Source organism: Luteimonas sp. TWI596 (assembly GCF_039674105.1).
GTDB lineage: Bacteria > Pseudomonadota > Gammaproteobacteria > Xanthomonadales > Xanthomonadaceae > Luteimonas.
The window spans coordinates 23,920-40,949 of sequence record NZ_JBDJMU010000026.1 but is presented as its reverse complement, the minus strand read 5'-3'; the positions used below and the strand labels follow the sequence as shown (position 1 = coordinate 40,949).

The 17,030-nt window shown below is 69.6% G+C and carries 14 protein-coding genes; 7 read left to right on the top strand and 7 right to left on the bottom strand.

Going from position 1 to position 17,030, the window contains the following annotated elements; all coding sequences use genetic code 11:
- Window positions 1-773 precede the first annotated feature (773 nt).
- The 4 genes from ABE487_RS15675 (at window position 774) to ABE487_RS15660 (ending at window position 5,726) form a co-directional block, all read left to right on the top strand.
- The gene (locus ABE487_RS15675) at window positions 774-2,054 is read left to right on the top strand and encodes an NAD(P)/FAD-dependent oxidoreductase (protein WP_346452602.1); all 1,281 of its coding nucleotides are present in this window, start codon (window positions 774-776) and stop codon (window positions 2,052-2,054) included.
- 57 nt (window positions 2,055-2,111) lie between these two features.
- Window positions 2,112-3,752, top strand: coding sequence for an acyl-CoA dehydrogenase family protein (locus ABE487_RS15670; protein ID WP_346452601.1), 1,641 nt, complete (start codon window positions 2,112-2,114; stop codon window positions 3,750-3,752).
- 172 nt (window positions 3,753-3,924) lie between these two features.
- The gene (locus tag ABE487_RS15665; RefSeq protein ID WP_337245790.1) at window positions 3,925-4,224 is read left to right on the top strand and encodes a metalloregulator ArsR/SmtB family transcription factor; all 300 of its coding nucleotides are present in this window, start codon (window positions 3,925-3,927) and stop codon (window positions 4,222-4,224) included.
- Window positions 4,225-4,250: 26 nt separating this feature from the next.
- Entirely contained in the window at window positions 4,251-5,726 is a 1,476-nt protein-coding gene (locus tag ABE487_RS15660) for a DUF2867 domain-containing protein (RefSeq protein WP_346452600.1), read from the top strand.
- Here ABE487_RS15660 and ABE487_RS15655 read toward each other — a convergent pair.
- Genes ABE487_RS15655 through ABE487_RS15640 form a run of 4 tightly spaced genes read right to left on the bottom strand, consistent with a single transcriptional unit; the run spans window position 5,690 to window position 9,516 of the window.
- Entirely contained in the window at window positions 5,690-7,444 is a 1,755-nt protein-coding gene (locus ABE487_RS15655; protein ID WP_346452916.1) for an ABC transporter transmembrane domain-containing protein, read from the bottom strand. The genes ABE487_RS15660 and ABE487_RS15655 overlap by 37 nt on opposite strands.
- Window positions 7,445-7,467: 23 nt before the next feature.
- A complete protein-coding gene (locus ABE487_RS15650) occupies window positions 7,468-8,058 on the bottom strand; it encodes a YigZ family protein (protein WP_346445509.1) in 591 nt (196 codons plus the stop codon).
- 7 nt (window positions 8,059-8,065) lie between these two features.
- Window positions 8,066-8,953 (bottom strand): hypothetical protein, encoded by an 888-nt coding sequence (locus tag ABE487_RS15645; protein WP_346452599.1) that lies wholly within the window; start codon window positions 8,951-8,953, stop codon window positions 8,066-8,068.
- A complete protein-coding gene (locus tag ABE487_RS15640; protein ID WP_346445511.1) occupies window positions 8,950-9,516 on the bottom strand; it encodes an RNA polymerase sigma factor in 567 nt (188 codons plus the stop codon). The genes ABE487_RS15645 and ABE487_RS15640 overlap by 4 nt, the downstream gene beginning before the upstream one ends.
- 193 nt (window positions 9,517-9,709) lie before the next feature.
- Here ABE487_RS15640 and ABE487_RS15635 point away from each other — a divergent pair, with 193 nt between their 5' ends.
- Window positions 9,710-12,592: an EAL domain-containing protein gene (locus ABE487_RS15635; protein ID WP_346449497.1), complete on the top strand. Its 2,883-nt coding sequence runs from the start codon at window positions 9,710-9,712 to the stop codon at window positions 12,590-12,592.
- A gap of 13 nt (window positions 12,593-12,605) precedes the next feature.
- Here the strand turns inward: ABE487_RS15635 and ABE487_RS15630 are convergent, their stop codons facing one another.
- Window positions 12,606-13,859, bottom strand: coding sequence for a TIGR03862 family flavoprotein (locus ABE487_RS15630; RefSeq protein ID WP_346452598.1), 1,254 nt, complete (start codon window positions 13,857-13,859; stop codon window positions 12,606-12,608).
- A gap of 93 nt (window positions 13,860-13,952) precedes the next feature.
- Here ABE487_RS15630 and ABE487_RS15625 point away from each other — a divergent pair, with 93 nt between their 5' ends.
- Window positions 13,953-14,216, top strand: coding sequence for a DksA/TraR family C4-type zinc finger protein (locus tag ABE487_RS15625; protein WP_346449500.1), 264 nt, complete (start codon window positions 13,953-13,955; stop codon window positions 14,214-14,216).
- 80 nt (window positions 14,217-14,296) lie between these two features.
- Window positions 14,297-14,644: a RidA family protein gene (locus ABE487_RS15620; RefSeq protein ID WP_346452597.1), complete on the top strand. Its 348-nt coding sequence runs from the start codon at window positions 14,297-14,299 to the stop codon at window positions 14,642-14,644.
- A 100-nt stretch (window positions 14,645-14,744) separates the two neighbouring features.
- Here the strand turns inward: ABE487_RS15620 and ABE487_RS15615 are convergent, their stop codons facing one another.
- Together ABE487_RS15615 and ABE487_RS15610 are read right to left on the bottom strand one after the other, a co-directional pair.
- Window positions 14,745-15,362, bottom strand: a complete 618-nt coding sequence (locus ABE487_RS15615) for a mechanosensitive ion channel family protein (RefSeq protein WP_346452605.1) — start codon at window positions 15,360-15,362, stop codon at window positions 14,745-14,747.
- A gap of 183 nt (window positions 15,363-15,545) precedes the next feature.
- Window positions 15,546-16,901: a HEPN domain-containing protein gene (locus ABE487_RS15610; RefSeq protein WP_346452596.1), complete on the bottom strand. Its 1,356-nt coding sequence runs from the start codon at window positions 16,899-16,901 to the stop codon at window positions 15,546-15,548.
- Between the last annotated feature and the right edge of the window lie 129 nt (window positions 16,902-17,030).

Here is a 17,030-nt window from a genome sequence, read left to right as displayed (position 1 = left end):
CAGCCTCTTGATCGTCTTCCGGTCGAACATCCCCTCACCCTTGCGCCCTGGAATCAGGCATCAAGCGTAACGGTGGCTGGCAAAGGACTCCCCGCTAATCTGCGAAGAACCCTTTTTTTGAAGTCGGGGGAGCTTGCGTCTGCTCGCTTTATCAGGCCGCCTTCTCCGGCGCGCGTCACGCCGGCCGGGGACTGCTCCCCGGCTCGGTCAGCCCGCTCCGCGGTCCGGCCCGGCGAAGCGCGCCGGGCGTTCGTGTGGGCTGCGCGGCATGCCGCGCGAGCAGCCCGCACTCACCCATGGCTGACTCGCCGCCGCGGGCCATCCCTGGCCCGCTATCGCAATCCCCGACCAGCACGACGCACTGAGGCCGACAGCGCGCGCCTTCTTCAAGCAGGCGACTCCGTATCCAACCGAAGTCGGGTTGCCAATGTCCGCAGCAGCGGACTGACGGTCGGTGGCCGCGTCGAGCGCGCCAGGGACGGCGCGCGCCCGAGTCAAGGCAGGGTGAGCATGGATGGCGTGCGCGGCACTGCCGCGCATCTATGCGAACGCCACGCGTGCTTCGCGTGGCCGGACCGCGAAGCGGCCTTGCCGAGGGAAGAGCGGCTTCCGGCCGGCAGGCCGTTGTCCATCCGAAGTCAAGCGCGCCTTCGACTTTTAAGACAAGTACTTCGTGTGCGCTCGCGCGAAAGGCAGACAAGTGGCGCGTGGTCTGTGAGCCCATCGGTCGTATGCTGTCGCGCCGCGATCGCCCCAGTCGTGTCATGACCGTGATGTCCGTATCCCCGCGCCGACCACTGCGCATCGCCATCGTCGGCTACGGCACCGCCGGCCAGGCGTCTGCTGTGCTGCTCGCGCGCGACGGCCACCGGGTCGAGGTCTACGAGCGCGCGCCGGCGCCCGGGCCGGTGGGTGCCGGCTTCCTGCTGCAGCCCAGCGGCCTGCAGGTGCTCTGGCGCATGGGCCTGTTGCCGCAGGTGCTCGGCCATGGTGCACGCGTGGATCGCCTGTTTGGCGAAACGCCCTGCGGCCGCGCGGTCATGGACATCCGCTACGCCGGGCTCGACCCGCGCCTGTACGGCCTGGGCATGCAGCGCGGCGCGCTGTTCGAACTGCTCGACCAGGCCTGGGGCGAGCGCACCGCATTGCATCCCGGCGTTACGGTCGCCGGCCCGGACGAGGCCGACGACCGCTGGCTGGTCGACGCGACCGGGCAGCGCCATGGGCCGTTCGACCTGGTCGTCGTCGCCGACGGCGCGGCGTCCCGGCTGCGTGCCCTGATCGGCGGTGTGCGCCACGATCGGGTCTATCCGTGGGGTGCGCTGTGGTGCCTGCTGGCCGCACGCGACTGGCCATTCGCCAACGCGTTGCGCCAGCGCTATGTCGCCGCGCGTCGGATGGTCGGCCTGCTGCCGGTCGGCGGGCGGCCCGGCGATCCCGAGCCGCGGTTGAGCTTCTTCTGGAGCCTGCCGATCGCCGGATTCGACGATTGGCAGGCGACCGCGCTCGATCGTTGGCACGACGAGGTCGCCGCCATCTGGCCCGAGGCGGCGGCCTTGCTCGACGCGACCACGACGCATGCCCAACTGGCGCGCGCGAGCTATCGCGACGTCGTGCTACGACGCTGGCATCGTGGCCGCTGGGTGCTGCTCGGCGACGCGGCGCATGCGATGAGCCCGCAGCTGGGGCAGGGCGTGAACATGGCGCTGCTCGATGCCGAGGCGCTGCGCGACGCGTTGCGCTCGCACGCCCCCGCCGACGCACTGCCGGTCTACCAGCAACTGCGCGCGCGGCACGTCGGGATCTACCAATTCTGGAGCCGGTGGCTGACCCCGATCTTCCAGTCCGACCGCGATCTCATCGCGCGGGCGCGCGATGTGGCGTTCCTGCCGATGGGGCGGATGCCCGGTGGACGCGGGCACATGCTGCGCGTGCTCAGCGGCACCCAGCGCGGCGCCTTCGGCGCGCTTGCGTTGGCGCCAGACTTCGTCGAAGCCTTGCAGGCGCCGGTTGACGCGTTCGACGGGGCTGCGGTCGGGTCGTCGATGGCCTGACCGGCGCGCCTGGCATGGGCGAGAATCGGCGCAGGTCCGAGGATGGAGACGCGCGCCATGGCCACAGACGCCACCCACGAGGTCGACAACCAGCCGCCGGAGTTCGCGCCGCGCGACCTCTGGCACGACGATGTCGCGCTGCGCGAGGCCGTGGCCCGCGAAGGTGGCGACGCTTTCGCCGATCGACTGGCGGGATATGGCGTCCTCGCCGGCGATGCGCTCTACGCAGCAGGCTTCGACGCCAACCGCGATCGGCCGCGGCTGCGCACGCACGACCGTTTCGGTCACCGCATCGACCGCGTCGAGTTCCACCCCGCCTACCACCAGCTGATGGAGGCCGCGATCGGTCATGGCGTCGCCGGCCTGTCGTGGGCGCAATCGGTGCCCGGCGCGCACGTGGCGCGCGCGGCGCTGGCGTATCTGCATCACCAGGCCGATGCAGGCACCAGTTGCCCGCTGACGATGACCCACGCCGCGGTCCCGGTGCTGCGTCGCGAGCCACGCCTGCGCGCCTGGGCCGACAAGGTCGCGACGATGCGCTACGACGCCCGCGATGTGCCGGTCGAGGACAAGGCCGGCGTCACGCTCGGCATGGGCATGACCGAGAAGCAGGGCGGCAGCGATGTGCGCAGCAACACCACGCGGGCGACCCCGACGAGCGACGAGGGGGCGTATACGCTGCGCGGCCACAAGTGGTTCTTCTCGGCGCCGATGTCCGACGGCTTTCTGGTGCTGGCGCAGGCCGGCGCCGGGCCGAGCTGCTTCCTCATGCCCAGACGCCTGCCGGGCGGCGAGCGCAACGACTTCCGGCTGATGCGGCTTAAGGACAAGCTCGGCGATTGGAGCAACGCCTCGGCCGAGATCGAGTTCCATCGCGCCTGGGCGCTGCGGGTCGGCGAGGAGGGCCGCGGCGTGGCGACGATCCTGGAAATGGTGATGCTGACCCGGCTCGATTGCATGCTCGCCGCCGCCGCGCAGATGCGCATGGCGCTCGCCCAGGCGCTGCATCACGCCCGCCACCGGCGTGCGTTCGGCCGCGCGCTCGCCGAGCAGCCGCTGATGCGCAACGTGCTCGCCGATCTTGCGATCGAAGCCGAGGCGGCGGTCGCCCTGGCGCTGCGTGTGGCCGGCGCAGTCGATGCTGCGCCGCGCGACCCGGCGCAGGCGGCCTTCGCGCGTGTGGCCACAGCGATCGGCAAGTACTGGCTGTGCCGACGCGCGCCGGCGTTCGTCAACGAGGCGCAGGAATGCCTCGGTGGTGCGGGCTACATCGAGGAATCGATCCTGCCGCGCCTGTACCGGCAGGCACCGCTGAACTCGATCTGGGAGGGCAGCGGCAACCTGCAATGCCTGGACGTGCTGCGCGCGCTCGCACGCGAACCCAAGGTCATGGCGGCGCTGCAGGCGCAGATCGAGGCCGCACGCGGCACGGATGCGGCGTTCGACGCTGCGGCAGACCGTCTTGCCGACCAGCTCGCCGACGCGGCGCGTGCCCCGCAGGACGCCGAACCGCAGGCACGGCGGCTGGTCGAGGCGACCGCGCTGGTCCTGCAGGGAGCGGTGTTGCTGCGCGCGAACAGTCCCGTCGCCCCGGCATTCTGCGCCAGCCGGCTGGCCAGCGCCCATGCGCTGGCGCTCGGCACGCTCGAGCGCGGAATCGATCTCGACGCGCCGCTGGCGCGCGTGCTGCCGGACTGACCCGGCAAGATCAAATGGGACGTGGCGCTGGTGCTCGCGCGTCTCATGGTGTCCCCGGCCATGCCAGGGTGGGGCACGACCGCGGGCAGGTGGCCCTGGGGCATCCCCCAGGGTTGACGACGGTCGTCGATTGGTTCATTAATTAAGTAATTCGTTAACTGATTGGGTCGCTATGGACCGTGTCTTCGAAGCACTGGCCTCGACGCCGCGCCGACAAATCCTTGCCTACCTCCACGCTGGCGAGCTGACCGCCGGCGAGATCGCCGAGCGGTTCGACTTCAGCAAGCCCGCGCTGTCGGGGCATCTGCGCATCCTTGAGCAGGCCGGACTGATCGCCCGCGAGAAACGTGGCCAGTTCGTGCATTTCAGGCTCGTGCCCGAGCGCCTGGCCAACACCGTCTTCGCCTGGGCGTCGGAGCTGTGCCCGGTGGCGCGTCCGCTCAAGCGCGAGCGCCGCAAGGCCGCGGACTGACGCATCTATCCGACAGGAACCTGACGATGCTGCATACGACCGAGGTTTCCGAGACGTTTCCCGGCGTCCACCTGCCGTCGCATAGCGGCGGCCTGCCGGTCGAGGTCACGCTGATCGCGCAATTGGCACCCGGCCAGGGCGATCCGCTGATCGCCGATGCCGCCCGGCGCCAGCGCGGGCATCCAGGCTTCGTCGACGCGCACGACGAACCCTCGTCGCGGATCGGCGCGATGGATCTGGCGCGCGGCGATCCGTCCTCGCTCTACACCTTCAGCGTCGGCCCGGGCGGCCATCCCTTCCACCGTCACGCCGGCAACCGCATGTTCACCGCGGTCTCGGGCAGCGCCGGCGCGCAACTGCGGTTCTCGACCGCATCGCAGGCGCAGCTCGACGCCGATCCGGCCGCGTTCGTGCGTGCGTTGCATCTGGTCGACATTCCGCCGGACTGCCTGTTCACCGTGCGCTTCGGCGGCGGCACCTGGCACCAGTTCGTCTCGCGCAGTCCGGCGCTGCCGCACCCGGCGCTGTTCGCGCTGTCCTGCCATCCCGATGAACTGTCGGGCGAACTGCCGGCCGACGTGCGCCGGCGCGTGCTCGACAACGCCGCCGATATTCCCTCGCTGACCGAACTGCTGCCGCCGGCGGTGCAGGCGCTGCTCGACGCGGCGTTGCGCGCGCCGGCGCGTATTGCGACGACCTCGTTGTCGCTGCACGTGCCGCCGACGTCGCTGGCGGCGCGTGTGTGCGCCGGGGTCCGGGCTTGGACGGGACGCCTGCGTCGGCGGCTGCCGGCGCGGCGCGCCAGCGGGTTCCGAACCGAAAACGTCGGCCGCCGCCAGGTCGACCGAATCGTCCCGCCGCCCGGTTCGCTGCTGCAGGCGCAGCTGCCGGGCGCCGGGCACGAGGACGCGGTGGCGGTCTGCCTGGAGGCTGGGGAGTGCGCCGACGCGCGGCCGGCGACGGCGATGGCCGCGCTGCTCGAAGGATTCGACGCCAATCCGCCGTCCGGTGTGACGCAGCTGATGGCGTTTCGCAACATGCTCGTGCGTCCGTTCGGCCTGCGGACCTCGCCGCTGGGCTGCCCGGCGTCGTCGCTGCTGTCGGACGAGGCGCCGGGCCGCTTCGCCGGGCGTTTCCCGGTGCTGGCCGAACGCGCATCCACCGATGGCGACTGCGTGGAGGTCGTGCTCGGTGCCGACGACCGGCACCTCGCGTTCCGCACCTGCATTCGCGTCGAGGCGTTGCCCGGCGGTGGCCTGCGCTGCGCGATGGCGACGCGTGTGCGCACGCGCAACTGGTTCGGGCGCTTCTACCTGGCGACGATCCGGCACGTGCACATGGCCTACATCGCGCCGGCGATGCTGCAACTGGCGGTCGATCACGCGGTCCGGGGGCTGGGCGTCGGTGCCGCCGCCGGGGGCACGAGTGCGCGGCCCCGCGGGCCGGGCACAGTCGCCGCGCAGCCTCAGTCGATGAACTGCAGTTTGGCCAGTTCCGCGTAGAGGCCGCCCTGGGCCAGCAGTTCGGCGTGCGTGCCCTGGGCGACGATCCGCCCACGGTCGAGCACGACGATGCGATCGGCCTTGAGGATCGTCGCCAGCCGATGCGCGATGACCAGCGTGGTGCGGCCCTGCATCAGGCGGGCGAGCGCGTGCTGCACCGCATGCTCGCTTTGCGCGTCGAGCGCCGAGGTCGCTTCGTCGAGCAGCAGGATCGGTGCGTCGCGCAGCAGCGCGCGGGCGATCGCGATCCGCTGCTGCTGGCCGCCCGACAGGCGCGCGCCGCGTTCGCCGAGCTGGGCGTCGTAGCCTTCGGGCAGGTCGACGATGAACTCGTGCGCCTCGGCCGCGCGCGCCGCGGCCTCGACCTCGGCGTCGGTCGCGTCGAGCCGGCCGTAGCGGATGTTGTCGCGGGCACTGGCGGCGAAGATCGTCGGGTGCTGCGGGACCATCGCGATCAGCTCGCGCAGTGCCGCGGGATCGAGCGTGCGCAGGTCCGCGCCGTCGATCGACAACGCGCCGGTCTCCGGGTCGTGGAAGCGCAGCAGCAGCGACAGCACCGTGCTCTTGCCCGCGCCGGAAGGACCTACGAGCGCCACCGTTTCGCCGGGCGCAACGTGCAGCGTGAAGCCATCGAGCGCCGGGGTGTCGGGGCGGCTCGGGTAATGGAAGGTGACCCCGTCGAAACGCAACGCGCCGCGCGCCGGCTGGACGATCGCGGCGGGCGTGGCCGGTGCCCGGATCGACGGCGATTCGTCGAGCAGTTCGGAGATCCGGCCCATGCCGCCGGCGGCGCGCTGCAGGTCGTTCCAGACCTCGGCCAGCGCACCGACCGAGCCGGCGCCGAACAGCGCGTAGAGCACGAACTGGCCCAGCGTGCCGGCGCTCATCCGTCCGGCGACCACATCGTGCGCGCCCGACCACAACACCACGGTGACCGCACCGAAGATCAGCGTGATCGCGATCGCGGTGATGATCGCCTGCAACCCGATGCGCCGGCGCGCGGTCGCGACCGAGGTGCGCACGGCATCACCGAAACGGCCGCGCTCGTAGGGTTCGCGCGCATGCGCCTGCACGGTGCGGATCGCGCCCAGCGTCTCGTTGGCCAGCGCGTTCGCATCCGCGATGCGATCCTGGCTCTGCCGCGAGACCTTCTCCAGCTTGCGCCCGCCCAGCACCAGCGGCAGCACGAACAGCGGAATGCCCACCAGCGTGTAGGCCGCAAGGCGCGGACTGGTGACCACCAGCATCGTCAGGCTACCGAGCACCATCACCACACTGCGCAACGCGACCGACATGGTCGTGCCGACGACCGAGCGCAGCAGTTCGGTGTCCGCGCTCAGGCGCGAGACCAGGTCGCCACTGCGGTTCTGCTCGAAGAACGCCTGGTCCAGGTCCAGCAGGTGCCCGTAGAAGCGGTTGCGCAGGTCGGCGACGACGCGCTCGCCCAGCAGCGAGACGAAGAAGAACCGCGCTGCGGTCGCCAATGCCAGCGCGACCGCGACGACCAGCAGCAGCGCGAACGCGGTGTCGATCTGATCGCCGCCGGTGAAGCCGTGGTCGATCATGCGTCGCACCGCCAGCGGCAGACTCAGCGTCGCCAGCGACGAGGCCGCCAGTGCGATCAGCCAGGCGACGAACAGGCCGCGCTGGCGCATGACGAACGGCCACAAGGTTTTCAGTGCACCGATGCGCACCTTCGGTTTGCCGGGCTCAGCCACGGTGGAGCGGGATCGGAAGGCCATCAGGCATTGTCGTCGATGCGGATACGGTTTCGGGTGGCATCGCGCAGCCGGGTTTTCAAGTCGGCGACGCGGTCGAGCGGCAATTCGATGCGCAACAGCGCGCCGTCGGCATCGAAACGCTCGTCGAGCTTGTGTGCGTCGGCCGCCGGCAGTGCGGCGTGCAACGTGCCCAGGGTATCGAACGGTGCACGCACCTGCAGAACGCAGGTGTCGATCAGCGGCATGCGGGCCGCGGTGCGCAGGCACTCGGCCGCGCAGCCGCCGTAGGCGCGGACCAGGCCGCCGGCACCGAGCTTGATCCCGCCGAACCAGCGCACGACGACCACCGCCACTCGGTCGAATCCCTGGCCGTCGATCGCGGCCAGGATCGGCCGCCCGGCAGTGCCGGCCGGCTCGCCATCGTCGCTGGAGCGGTACTGGTCGCCCAGCCGCCAGGCCCAGCAGTTGTGGGTGGCATCGGGCACGGCCACCTGCTGCAGGAACGCCGCCGCATCGTCGGCGCCGGTGATCGGCGCGGCATGGGCGACGAAGCGGCTGTGCTTGACCTCGAGGACGTGACTGGCGCTCGCGGCCAGGGTGTCGAGCGGCATCGCGATCTCAGTCCAGCAGGGCGCGCAGGTCGGGCGGCAGCTCGGCCTGCGGATGGCGACGGTGGAACTCGGCCAGGCTGGCACGGGCGGCGCCGATGTCGCCGGCATCGAGCAACTCGCGCACGCGCGCCAGCCAGGCCTCGCGGACTTCCGGCGCGTCGGCCGATGCCGGCGGCGCGTCGTCCTCGGGCAGGTCTTCGATGATCGCCATCGCCTGGGGTTGGGCCCGCGCGGCCATGGGCCGGGCCACCGATGCCAGGTCGGCTTCGGCGGCCGCATCGCGTTGCATCGATGCCGGCTCGGTGGTCGTCACGCGGTTGCCGTAGGCCGTGGCCGCGGATTCGGCGCCGCGCGTCGGGCCCCAGCCCGCGGCCTGGCGCGCGTCCGGCGGCGGCAGTGCCGCGATGGGGGGCTCCGCCTCGCGGGCGATGGCGGCGGGCGCCTCGACGGGGGGCGAGGCCTTCGGCTGTGGGGCGTCCTGGGCGGGGACCGCCTCGGGCTCGTGCATCCGGGCCGGCACCTGTGCCACGGCAGGGGCCGGTGCGTCGTGGGCCGCTGCCGGCGCGGCCTCCTGCACGGCGTCCGCGCGCTCGGCCCAGGCCGCATGCGGCGCTTCGGGCACCGGCCGCAGTTGCCAGGCGACGCCGACCGCGACCGCCAGTGAGGCTGCGGCACCGAACGCCACCGGCCAGCGGCGACGTCGGCGCTGAGCCGCCCGTGCGGGCGCCTGGGACGCCACGGCCTGCGCCGGCCCGGCCGCGTCCTGCGCCGCGTCGCGCGCGGCCGCGAGAATCGCGGCATCGACCGCCGGGGACGGCGCGGCCTGGCCCGAGGCCAGACGGTCGGCCAGCCACTGCTCCTCGGGCGTCAGCGGTTCGCGGTCGGGGCTGTTCATGAGGTCAACGTCGCGCGCAGTTTGTCCATCGCATAGCGCAGCCGCGATTTCACCGTCTCGCGGCCCACACCGGTGATCCGGCCGATCTCTTCGAGCGTGAGCTCGTGTTCGAGCCGCAGCAGCACGACTTCGCGCTGCTCGTCGGGCAGCGCATCGAGCGCAAGCTGCAGACCGCGCCGCTGCTCGAACTGCGAGAGCTGCCGCTCCGGATCGTCCGGATCGACGATGCGTGCGGTCCGCAGCTCGGCATCTTCGGGGGGCGGCGGGCGATGCTGCGCCGCGCGCCAGTGGTCGGTCAGCCGATTGTGGGCGATGCGGTAGAGCCAGGTCGCGAACAGCGCATCGGGTCGCCAGCCCTCACGCGCCGCGATGACCCGCTGCCAGACATCCTGGAAGATCTCCTCGGCGAGCGCGGGGTTGCGCACCTGACGCACCAGGAAGCGATAGAGCTTGTCGCGATGGCGCCGATAGAGCGTCTCGAACGCGGCGACGTCGCCCGCGGTCCATGCCAGCATCAGGGCGTCGTCGCCGGGGGGCTCCTGCTGGCTGGCGACATCGTACATGCGTCGCAGAGTACGTGGCGCGGCGCCGGGCGTGAAGCCCGCACGAGCCGTGCGGCGGGGGCGGGCGAGGGCGGACATGCCCTGGACAACGCGCGGACGCGGCCAACGGGGTTGCGTCCGCGGCAGTCGACGCGCTTTTGGGTATGCTGCCGCGGGATCCAAATCGTCGAGCACCGTGCCTGCCTGCCATCGCATGAACGCGGCCGTTGCCGCCGACGACGCCGAAGCGCCACTGCGCGCCGTCATCGCGACGGCGCCTGCGGGTGCGGCCGTCGCGGTGACGTGGGCCTCCCACGCGTCGGGCACCGGTGTGCTGATCTCCGACCAGGCGCCCAGCGGCCTGGCTGCGCTGGCGGACGCGACCCTGCGCGCAGGCGCCGAGGGCGACACGACGGCGCCGGCGGGGTTGCGGCGCCGCGCCCGCGCGATGGTGCACGACGATGACCGGCTCGCGATCGCGATCGAGGTCGCCGCAGGCGATGACGCCGCCGCCGCAGCCTGGTTGCCCGCGGCCGTGCACGGCGTGGCCGGGGTGCTGGCCCTGGCACGCGCCGAGCGCCGGTTCGAATCGATGCGCCGGGCCGAACGGTTGCAGCAGGCGCTTTACGAGATCGCCGAACTGGCCAGTTCCACGCTGGACATGGACGAGGTGCTGGCGCGCATCCATGCCGTCGTCGGCCGGCTGACCACGGCCGAGAACTTCTACATCGTGCTCTACGACGACTTGCGCGAGACGCTGCGCTTTTTGTACTTCGTCGACGAACGCGATCCCTGGCAGGCCGATCCGCAGCGCGAGTTGTCCATCGCGCAGATGCCCGACAGCCTGACCACGGTGTTGCTGCGCGAGGGACAGCCCATGCTGGGGCCGTCGGCCGTCCTGCGCGCGCAGTATGGCCTCCCGGACAGCGATACCCTGCACGGCCCCGACAGCGCCGACTGGCTCGGCGTACCGCTGCGCCGCGACGGGCGCATCTGCGGCGCGCTCGTGGTGCAGAGCTACGACCAGCCCAACCGCTACCGCGACGAGGACCGGGCGCTCCTGGAGTTCGTCGCCCAGCACATCCTCACTGCGCTCGATCGCAAGCGCGCCCAGGCCGAGCTCGAGCGTCGGGTCGCCTCGCGCACGCAGGAACTGCAGACCGCCAACCGCGGGCTGCAGGCGCAGATCGTCGAGCGCGAGCGCGCCGGGACGTTGCAGCGTGCACTGTACCGGATCAGCGAGCTGTCGGCCGCGCCCGGCAGCCTGGAGCGCTTCTACGCGGACCTGCATGCGATCGTCGGCGAACTGCTGTACGCGCGCAATTTCTATATCGCCATGCTCAGCCCCGACGGCTCCCGGCTCGAGTTCCCGTACTCGATCGATGAGCGCGATGCGATCCGCCGGGCCCGGCCTCGCGGCGACGGCTTGACCGAGTACGTGATCGCGACCGGCGCGCCGTTGCTGGCCATGCACGAGGACATCAGACGGCTGGAGGCGGCGGGGGCGCTGCGCAGTCACGGCAGTCACGCGCAATGCTGGCTGGGCGTGCCGCTGGGCCGCGATGGCCGGCCGGTCGGGGTGATCGCGGTGCAGAGCTACGATCCGCAGATTACGTTCTCGCCCAACGACCAGGCACTGCTGACGTTCGTGGCCCATCACATCGACAGCGCGATGGACCGCAAGCGGGCCCAGGAACAACTCAAGGCCGCGCACACCGAACTGGAGTTCCGTGTCGAGGCGCGCACTCGCGAATTGGAGCGCGCCAACCGCGAGTTGCGCGCACAGATCAGCGAGCGCATCCGCGCTCAGCAGCGTCTGGTCCATCAGGCGCGCCACGACCCGCTGACCGGGTTACCCAATCGTGTCCAACTGCTCGAACGTCTCGATGCTGCGCTGTCGCCGCTGCGCGAGGGCGGACGGGCGGCGTTCGCGGTGCTGTTCCTCGATCTGGACCGCTTCAAGCTGGTCAACGACAGCGTCGGCCACGCGGCCGGCGACGCGATGCTGGTGGAAATCGCCCAGCGCATCACCGCCTGGCTGGGCCCCGACGACCTCGCGGCCCGGCTGGGCGGCGACGAGTTCGCGATCCTGCTCGGTGGCGTCGACGATCCGGAGGTCGCCGACCGGCGGGCAAGCGCGCTGCTGGCGGCCCTGGCCAAACCGGTGTGGGTGGCCGGGCGTGAGTTGTTCCCGTCGGCGAGCATCGGCATCGCGATGTCCCATCCCGAGTACGTGGACGGCGACGGCGTGCTGCGCGATGCGGACGCGGCGATGTATCGGGCCAAGGCCTGCGGGCGCGATCGCAGTGAGCGCTTCGACGAGGCGATGCGGGCCGAGGCCATGCGCCTGCTGGACCTGGAGGCCGACCTGCGCCGGGCGATCCTGCAGGATGCGTTCGAGCCACACTTCCAACCGATCGTGCGTCTGGCCGATGGCGCAGTGGTGGGATACGAGGCCTTGCTGCGCTGGCGGCACGAGGTGCACGGCCTGCTGTCGCCGGCCGAGTTCATCGGCGTCGGCGAGGACAGCGGGCTGATCGAGCAGGTCGACTGGCTGATGTATCGCCATGTGTTCCGGCGCATGGCGACCGATGCCGGGACCGGCTATATCTCGATCAACGTCTCGCCACGGCACTTTCGCTCCGAGGACTTTGTCGAGCGGCTGTTGCGGCTGATCGACGAGGCGGGCGCCGATCCGCGCCGGCTGCGGATCGAGATCACGGAGGTCGCGCTGCTCGACGATGCGCCGCGTGCGCTGCGCATGCTCAATGTGCTGCGCAGTCATGGCGTGCTGGCGCTGCTCGACGACTTCGGCACCGGCTTCTCGGCGCTGTCGTATCTGCACCGCTTCCCGATCCAGGCGCTGAAGATCGACCAGAGTTTCGTGCTCGGGCTGGGCGGGGAAATGCATGCCGAAAGCCTGGCGCTGGTGCGCGCGATCCTGGCGCTGGCGGCGACCTTGGGCATCGACACGATCGCCGAAGGCATCGAGACCGGGCAGCAGCGCGATCTGCTCGTTGGGTTGGGGTGCCAATACGGCCAGGGGTTCCTCTACGGGCGACCGGCGGCCGCCGAACGCGAAACCGGCGTCGACTGAGCGGACCGCGCGATCAGCGCGCGCGCTGCAGCCAGTCCAGCGCGCCCTGCGCGGCGCGCCGGCCGCTGGCGAAGCAGGCGGTGAGCAGGTAGCCGCCGGTCGGTGCTTCCCAGTCGATCATCTCGCCGGCGACGAAGGTGCCCGGCAATGCGCGCAGCATCAGCGCCTCGTCGAGCGCCTCGAAGCGGACCCCGCCGGCACTGGAGATGGCCTCGGCCAGCGGGCGCGGTGCGCGCAGGCGCAGCGGCAGTCGCTTGATCGCCGCCGCCACACGCGCGGCGTCGTCCAGTGCATCGCGATCGAGCCGCTCGAACAGCAGCGCGGTCTTGGCGGCATCCAGGCCGGTGGCCCGGCGCAGGTGCTCGCCGATGCTGCGGCGCCCGCGCGGGCGCTCAAGATCGCGCTGCAGACGCGCGGCGTCACGCCCCGGCGCGAGATCGAGCTCGAGCACGGCATGGCCGTCGCGCGCGATCGTGTCGCGCAGCTCGCCCGAAATCGCGTAGATCGCGCTGCCTTCGATACCGGTCGCCGTGAGCACGCACTCGCCCTGCAGCGCCTGGGGCGCGCCGTCGGCCGCGCCCCAGTGCAGGACCACCGGCTTGAGCGGCGCGCCGGCATGGCGCTGCGCCAGGTGCGCGCTCCAGCCGATGTCGAAGCCGCAATTGGCCGGCACCAGCGGCGCGACCTCGATACCGCGCGCGGCGAGCAACGGCTGCCAGGTGCCATCGGAGCCGAGTTCGGGCCAACTGCCGCCGCCCAGGGCCAGCAGCACCGCGCCGGCCGCATGCGTATGCAGCCCCTGCGGCGTTGTGAAGGTCAGGCGGTCATCGGCATCCCAGCCGGTCCAGCGATGCTGGACATGGAAGCGCACGCCGTCCTCGCGCAGTTGCCGGATCCAGCCACGCAACAACGGCGCGGCCTTGAGATCCTCCGGAAACACCCGGCCGGAACTGCCGACGAAGGTCGGCACGCCGCGTGCCTTCGCCCAATCGCGCAGCGCCTGTGCATCGAAGGTGTCGAGCCAGCGCCCGATCGCGTCCGCTCGCGTGCCATAGCGTGCGTCGAAGGCCGGCCGCGGCTCGGAATGGGTCAGGTTCAACCCGCCCTTGCCGGCGATCAGGAATTTGCGCCCCACTGAACCCTTGGCATCGAACAGATCGACCTCAACGCCTGCGGCGCGGGCGACTTCTGCGGCGAACAGCCCCGCCGGGCCGCCGCCGATGATCGCCAGGCGGGAGGGGGCAGGGGAGCGGGACGCATCGGACATCGCGCCATTATGCCGGCCGGCGCCACTCATCCCCCAGCCACACGCGCATTGCTAGGCTGCTTTGGCAGGCATTGCCAACAGCAGGAGTCGGCCATGGCGACCGGGTGGGCAGGTGACGGTGCGGTCCAGGACCAGATCGATGCGACCGTCAAGGACGCGATCGAGCGTGCGCGCAGCCAACTGCGTCGCGGCCCAGGCCTGACCCATTGCGAGGAATGCGACGCGTCGATCCCCGAGGCGCGTCGCGTCGCCGTGCCCGGCGTGCGGCTGTGCGTCAACTGCCAGGCCCAACACGACGAGGACCGGGCATCGGCCGGGTACAACCGCCGCGGCAGCAAGGACAGCCAGTTGCGCTGAGCGTGTCGGCCGATGGTCCGAACTTGCGGCCGGCCGCCTGCGATCGCTACCGTGGGCGGCCTTCACGTCAGGAACGCTCCATGATCCAGCGCATCGACGCCGGCCCGCGCATGTCCGAGGCCAGCATCCACAACTGCATCGTCTATTGCGCAGGGCAAGTGCCCGAAACCCCCGGCGCCGATATCGGCATCCAGACCCGCGAGGTGCTCGAAGCGATCGACACGCTGCTGGCGCAGGCCGGCAGCGACAAGACCCGGATCCTCCAAGCGCAGATCTACCTGGCCGACATCGGCGACTTCGCCGGCATGAACGCCGAGTGGGATCGCTGGGTGGTCGCTGGCCAGGCGCCGTCGCGCGCAACGGTCGAGGCGCGGCTGGCCGATCCGGGCTGGCGGATCGAGATCGTCGTGTCGGCCGTCGTCGGCTGACACCCGGCACGAGGGGCGGAAACCGGGGTCAGAGTGCAATTTCATCTCGCGGAATTGCACTCTGACCCCGGTTTTCGCGGTTTGCGTCTGGCGCGCCGGGTCACACGTCGAGCGGATCGCCCCGCTTGGCGCCCGCGCCCTTGGGTTCGGGCAGCGCACCGCCGCGCCAGCGCCGCAGCGCACGCTGGAAGAACAGGCTGTTGGGCACCTGCAGCACGGTGCCCGCGCCGTCGCCGTCGTCGGTCTCACGCAAGGTCGTGTAGACCAAGTTGATATCCACCACCTGGCCGCGCAGGCCCGGCTTCTCGCCGTTCTCCAGCAGCTCGACATGGTCGTAGAGCCGGAACGGCCGCGTGGTCAGGATCAACATCGTGCAGAAGATGTTCGACAGCACGCTCCATGCGGCGAAGAACGCCACCGCGCCCACTGCCGCAAAGCCGGTGAACGCGGTCCACAGCACCGTGCCCGACACGCCCAGGCGCTCGAGCGCCATCAGCAGCGCAGCGGCGTAGATCAGGAAGGTCATCACCCGGCGTGCGCCGACCACCGCCTCGGGCGGCAATGTGTAGCGGCGTCCGACGCGGTCGAGCAGGCGTCGCCCAAGCAGCCGCAGCAGCCAGGCCGCGAGCAGGATCAGCAGGATCTGGCCGCCCGGCACGACGATGTCGAGCCAGTCATGCAGCCAGGGAGGAAGACGATCGGTCAAGCGCACACCCACTTCGCACAAGGCGCCCGCGGCGCCGTTGCGGGCATTCTACGCGGGGGCCTCTTAGGGCGTCCGGCGCGCAGGCGGGTGCACGATGCCGTTGCGCTGCGATCGATGGACGCCTGCGTACCTTCGCCCCAGCATATGCATGCCCGCGCTGCGACATGCGGGATAGATCTAGCTAATGAATCACTTCTACCTGCGGATCCCTTCGATCTGCATGAGCTTTGCGATCTGTTGGTCATATGACCAGATGAAGCTGGCAAGACGGTGCCCCGCGCCTTTATGTCGGGCGTGCCATGAGTGGGCGTCCCAACCACAGTCAATGAGATCTGAGGCTTCGAAAATGAACTCAAGGCAATCAGTCAAAAACGACAGGTGTGGTTCTATGGGGCCATAGTCGAACGATTTCTTGGGCCCATGTACTAGATGATTTCTGCACGACACTGCAGCGTGAACAGCGTCGCTGAGGTTTGGTAGCGAGCCTTCTCGAAGCGCTTCGTGGATAACGTCTGCGCGCGCCAAGATCTTCTCTCGAAGATGTTCGGTAGAGGCGGGGTATGATTCCTTTGGCAGGAGATCGAACATGTTAGCAGCTGCGACGATGCGATCATAAGAGTAGCGCCCGCCCTTCTTAGTACAGCCCTCGTGACGCAGCCGGGCTTGATGGCGTTTCTCATCCAGATTTAGCCATCGTTGCACCGAAACAACGAACTCCTCCTTTCTTCTAATCGGATCCAAAGGAACGTCCGCAATGTGTGGAGCGCTTCTTGTGTAGCGTGGTTTCCCGCGCTTAGGCGAGTGGCTCCAGTAGACCTTCAATCCTCTATCGATAGGTTCTCGCTTACCGGATAAAAAGAGCCGAAGTCCTTTGACAGCTTGAGGCCGGCCAGCAAGCACAGACAGCAGACGGGCGAGGGTGGCGATATGATCAACAGCTGCCTCAAACGCTATAGGGAACTTGGGCTTCAGATGGAGCCGCACCTTGTTTGTGATAGAAGCACCTTCGGCCCCGCCCATCGATATGCGAGGGTGGTTGCGGATGCAGACCTGGCCCAGCGCTGTTTCTAGCTCGATGACGATCATGTTCCCAGTAAAGTACGCGACCTGAGGCCAGTCGCCAACGGGTATGTCTGCATGCTGAGGACGATCTTTGAGGATTGATCCTATGAGGTCTTTCGCATCCGTAACGATGCCGAAGGCGTGGTGATCCTCGAACAGCGATGAAAGGTCTGTGGTGCTGAAGCGGATCTCTCGTATGCAGTTCGTGCTGACATTGATGTGGTCACTTCCGATTGTCACGTAGTGCGGGAAGAAGCGCCTTTGATGGAAGGCCGTGGGCTTGCCGGTGGCGCTTCCAGCTAACTTAGTACTAGTTCCAAGAGAAACGCAGTCAATGCACGTAATCTTGTGCCCGTCGCCTGTCGTTCCAAAAATGATCGCATCCTCTTGAGCAATGGCTTGTGCCTTGCTGTCTAGTTTCAGCTCTGTATGTTCTTTCCTGATAACTAGGTGCCCAGCCGCGGCGCCCTCTGCAGGAACTTGGAACACTCCGTAGAACTCTCGATTGACTCGGTTCGACCTTTGCACTGCGTCACCACTGAATGATAGGCATGTAAATTTTCATCTTGTTTCAGGAGAGAGCAAGAAGCCAGCGCTTAGCTTCTCTTTCGCTTTGCT

What these genes read in the sequence shown, in the direction of transcription:
- ABE487_RS15675 (WP_346452602.1), top strand. Translation starts at nt 774, where the DNA reads ATGTCCGTATCCCCGCGCCGACCACTGCGCATCGCCATCGTCGGCTAC.
- ABE487_RS15670 (WP_346452601.1), top strand. Translation starts at nt 2,112, where the DNA reads ATGGCCACAGACGCCACCCACGAGGTCGACAACCAGCCGCCGGAGTTC.
- ABE487_RS15665 (WP_337245790.1), top strand. Translation starts at nt 3,925, where the DNA reads ATGGACCGTGTCTTCGAAGCACTGGCCTCGACGCCGCGCCGACAAATC.
- ABE487_RS15660 (WP_346452600.1), top strand. Translation starts at nt 4,251, where the DNA reads ATGCTGCATACGACCGAGGTTTCCGAGACGTTTCCCGGCGTCCACCTG.
- ABE487_RS15650 (WP_346445509.1), bottom strand. Translation starts at nt 8,058, where the DNA reads ATGCCGCTCGACACCCTGGCCGCGAGCGCCAGTCACGTCCTCGAGGTC.
- ABE487_RS15645 (WP_346452599.1), bottom strand. Translation starts at nt 8,953, where the DNA reads ATGAACAGCCCCGACCGCGAACCGCTGACGCCCGAGGAGCAGTGGCTG.
- ABE487_RS15640 (WP_346445511.1), bottom strand. Translation starts at nt 9,516, where the DNA reads ATGTACGATGTCGCCAGCCAGCAGGAGCCCCCCGGCGACGACGCCCTG.
- ABE487_RS15635 (WP_346449497.1), top strand. Translation starts at nt 9,710, where the DNA reads ATGAACGCGGCCGTTGCCGCCGACGACGCCGAAGCGCCACTGCGCGCC.
- ABE487_RS15630 (WP_346452598.1), bottom strand. Translation starts at nt 13,859, where the DNA reads ATGTCCGATGCGTCCCGCTCCCCTGCCCCCTCCCGCCTGGCGATCATC.
- ABE487_RS15625 (WP_346449500.1), top strand. Translation starts at nt 13,953, where the DNA reads ATGGCGACCGGGTGGGCAGGTGACGGTGCGGTCCAGGACCAGATCGAT.
- ABE487_RS15620 (WP_346452597.1), top strand. Translation starts at nt 14,297, where the DNA reads ATGATCCAGCGCATCGACGCCGGCCCGCGCATGTCCGAGGCCAGCATC.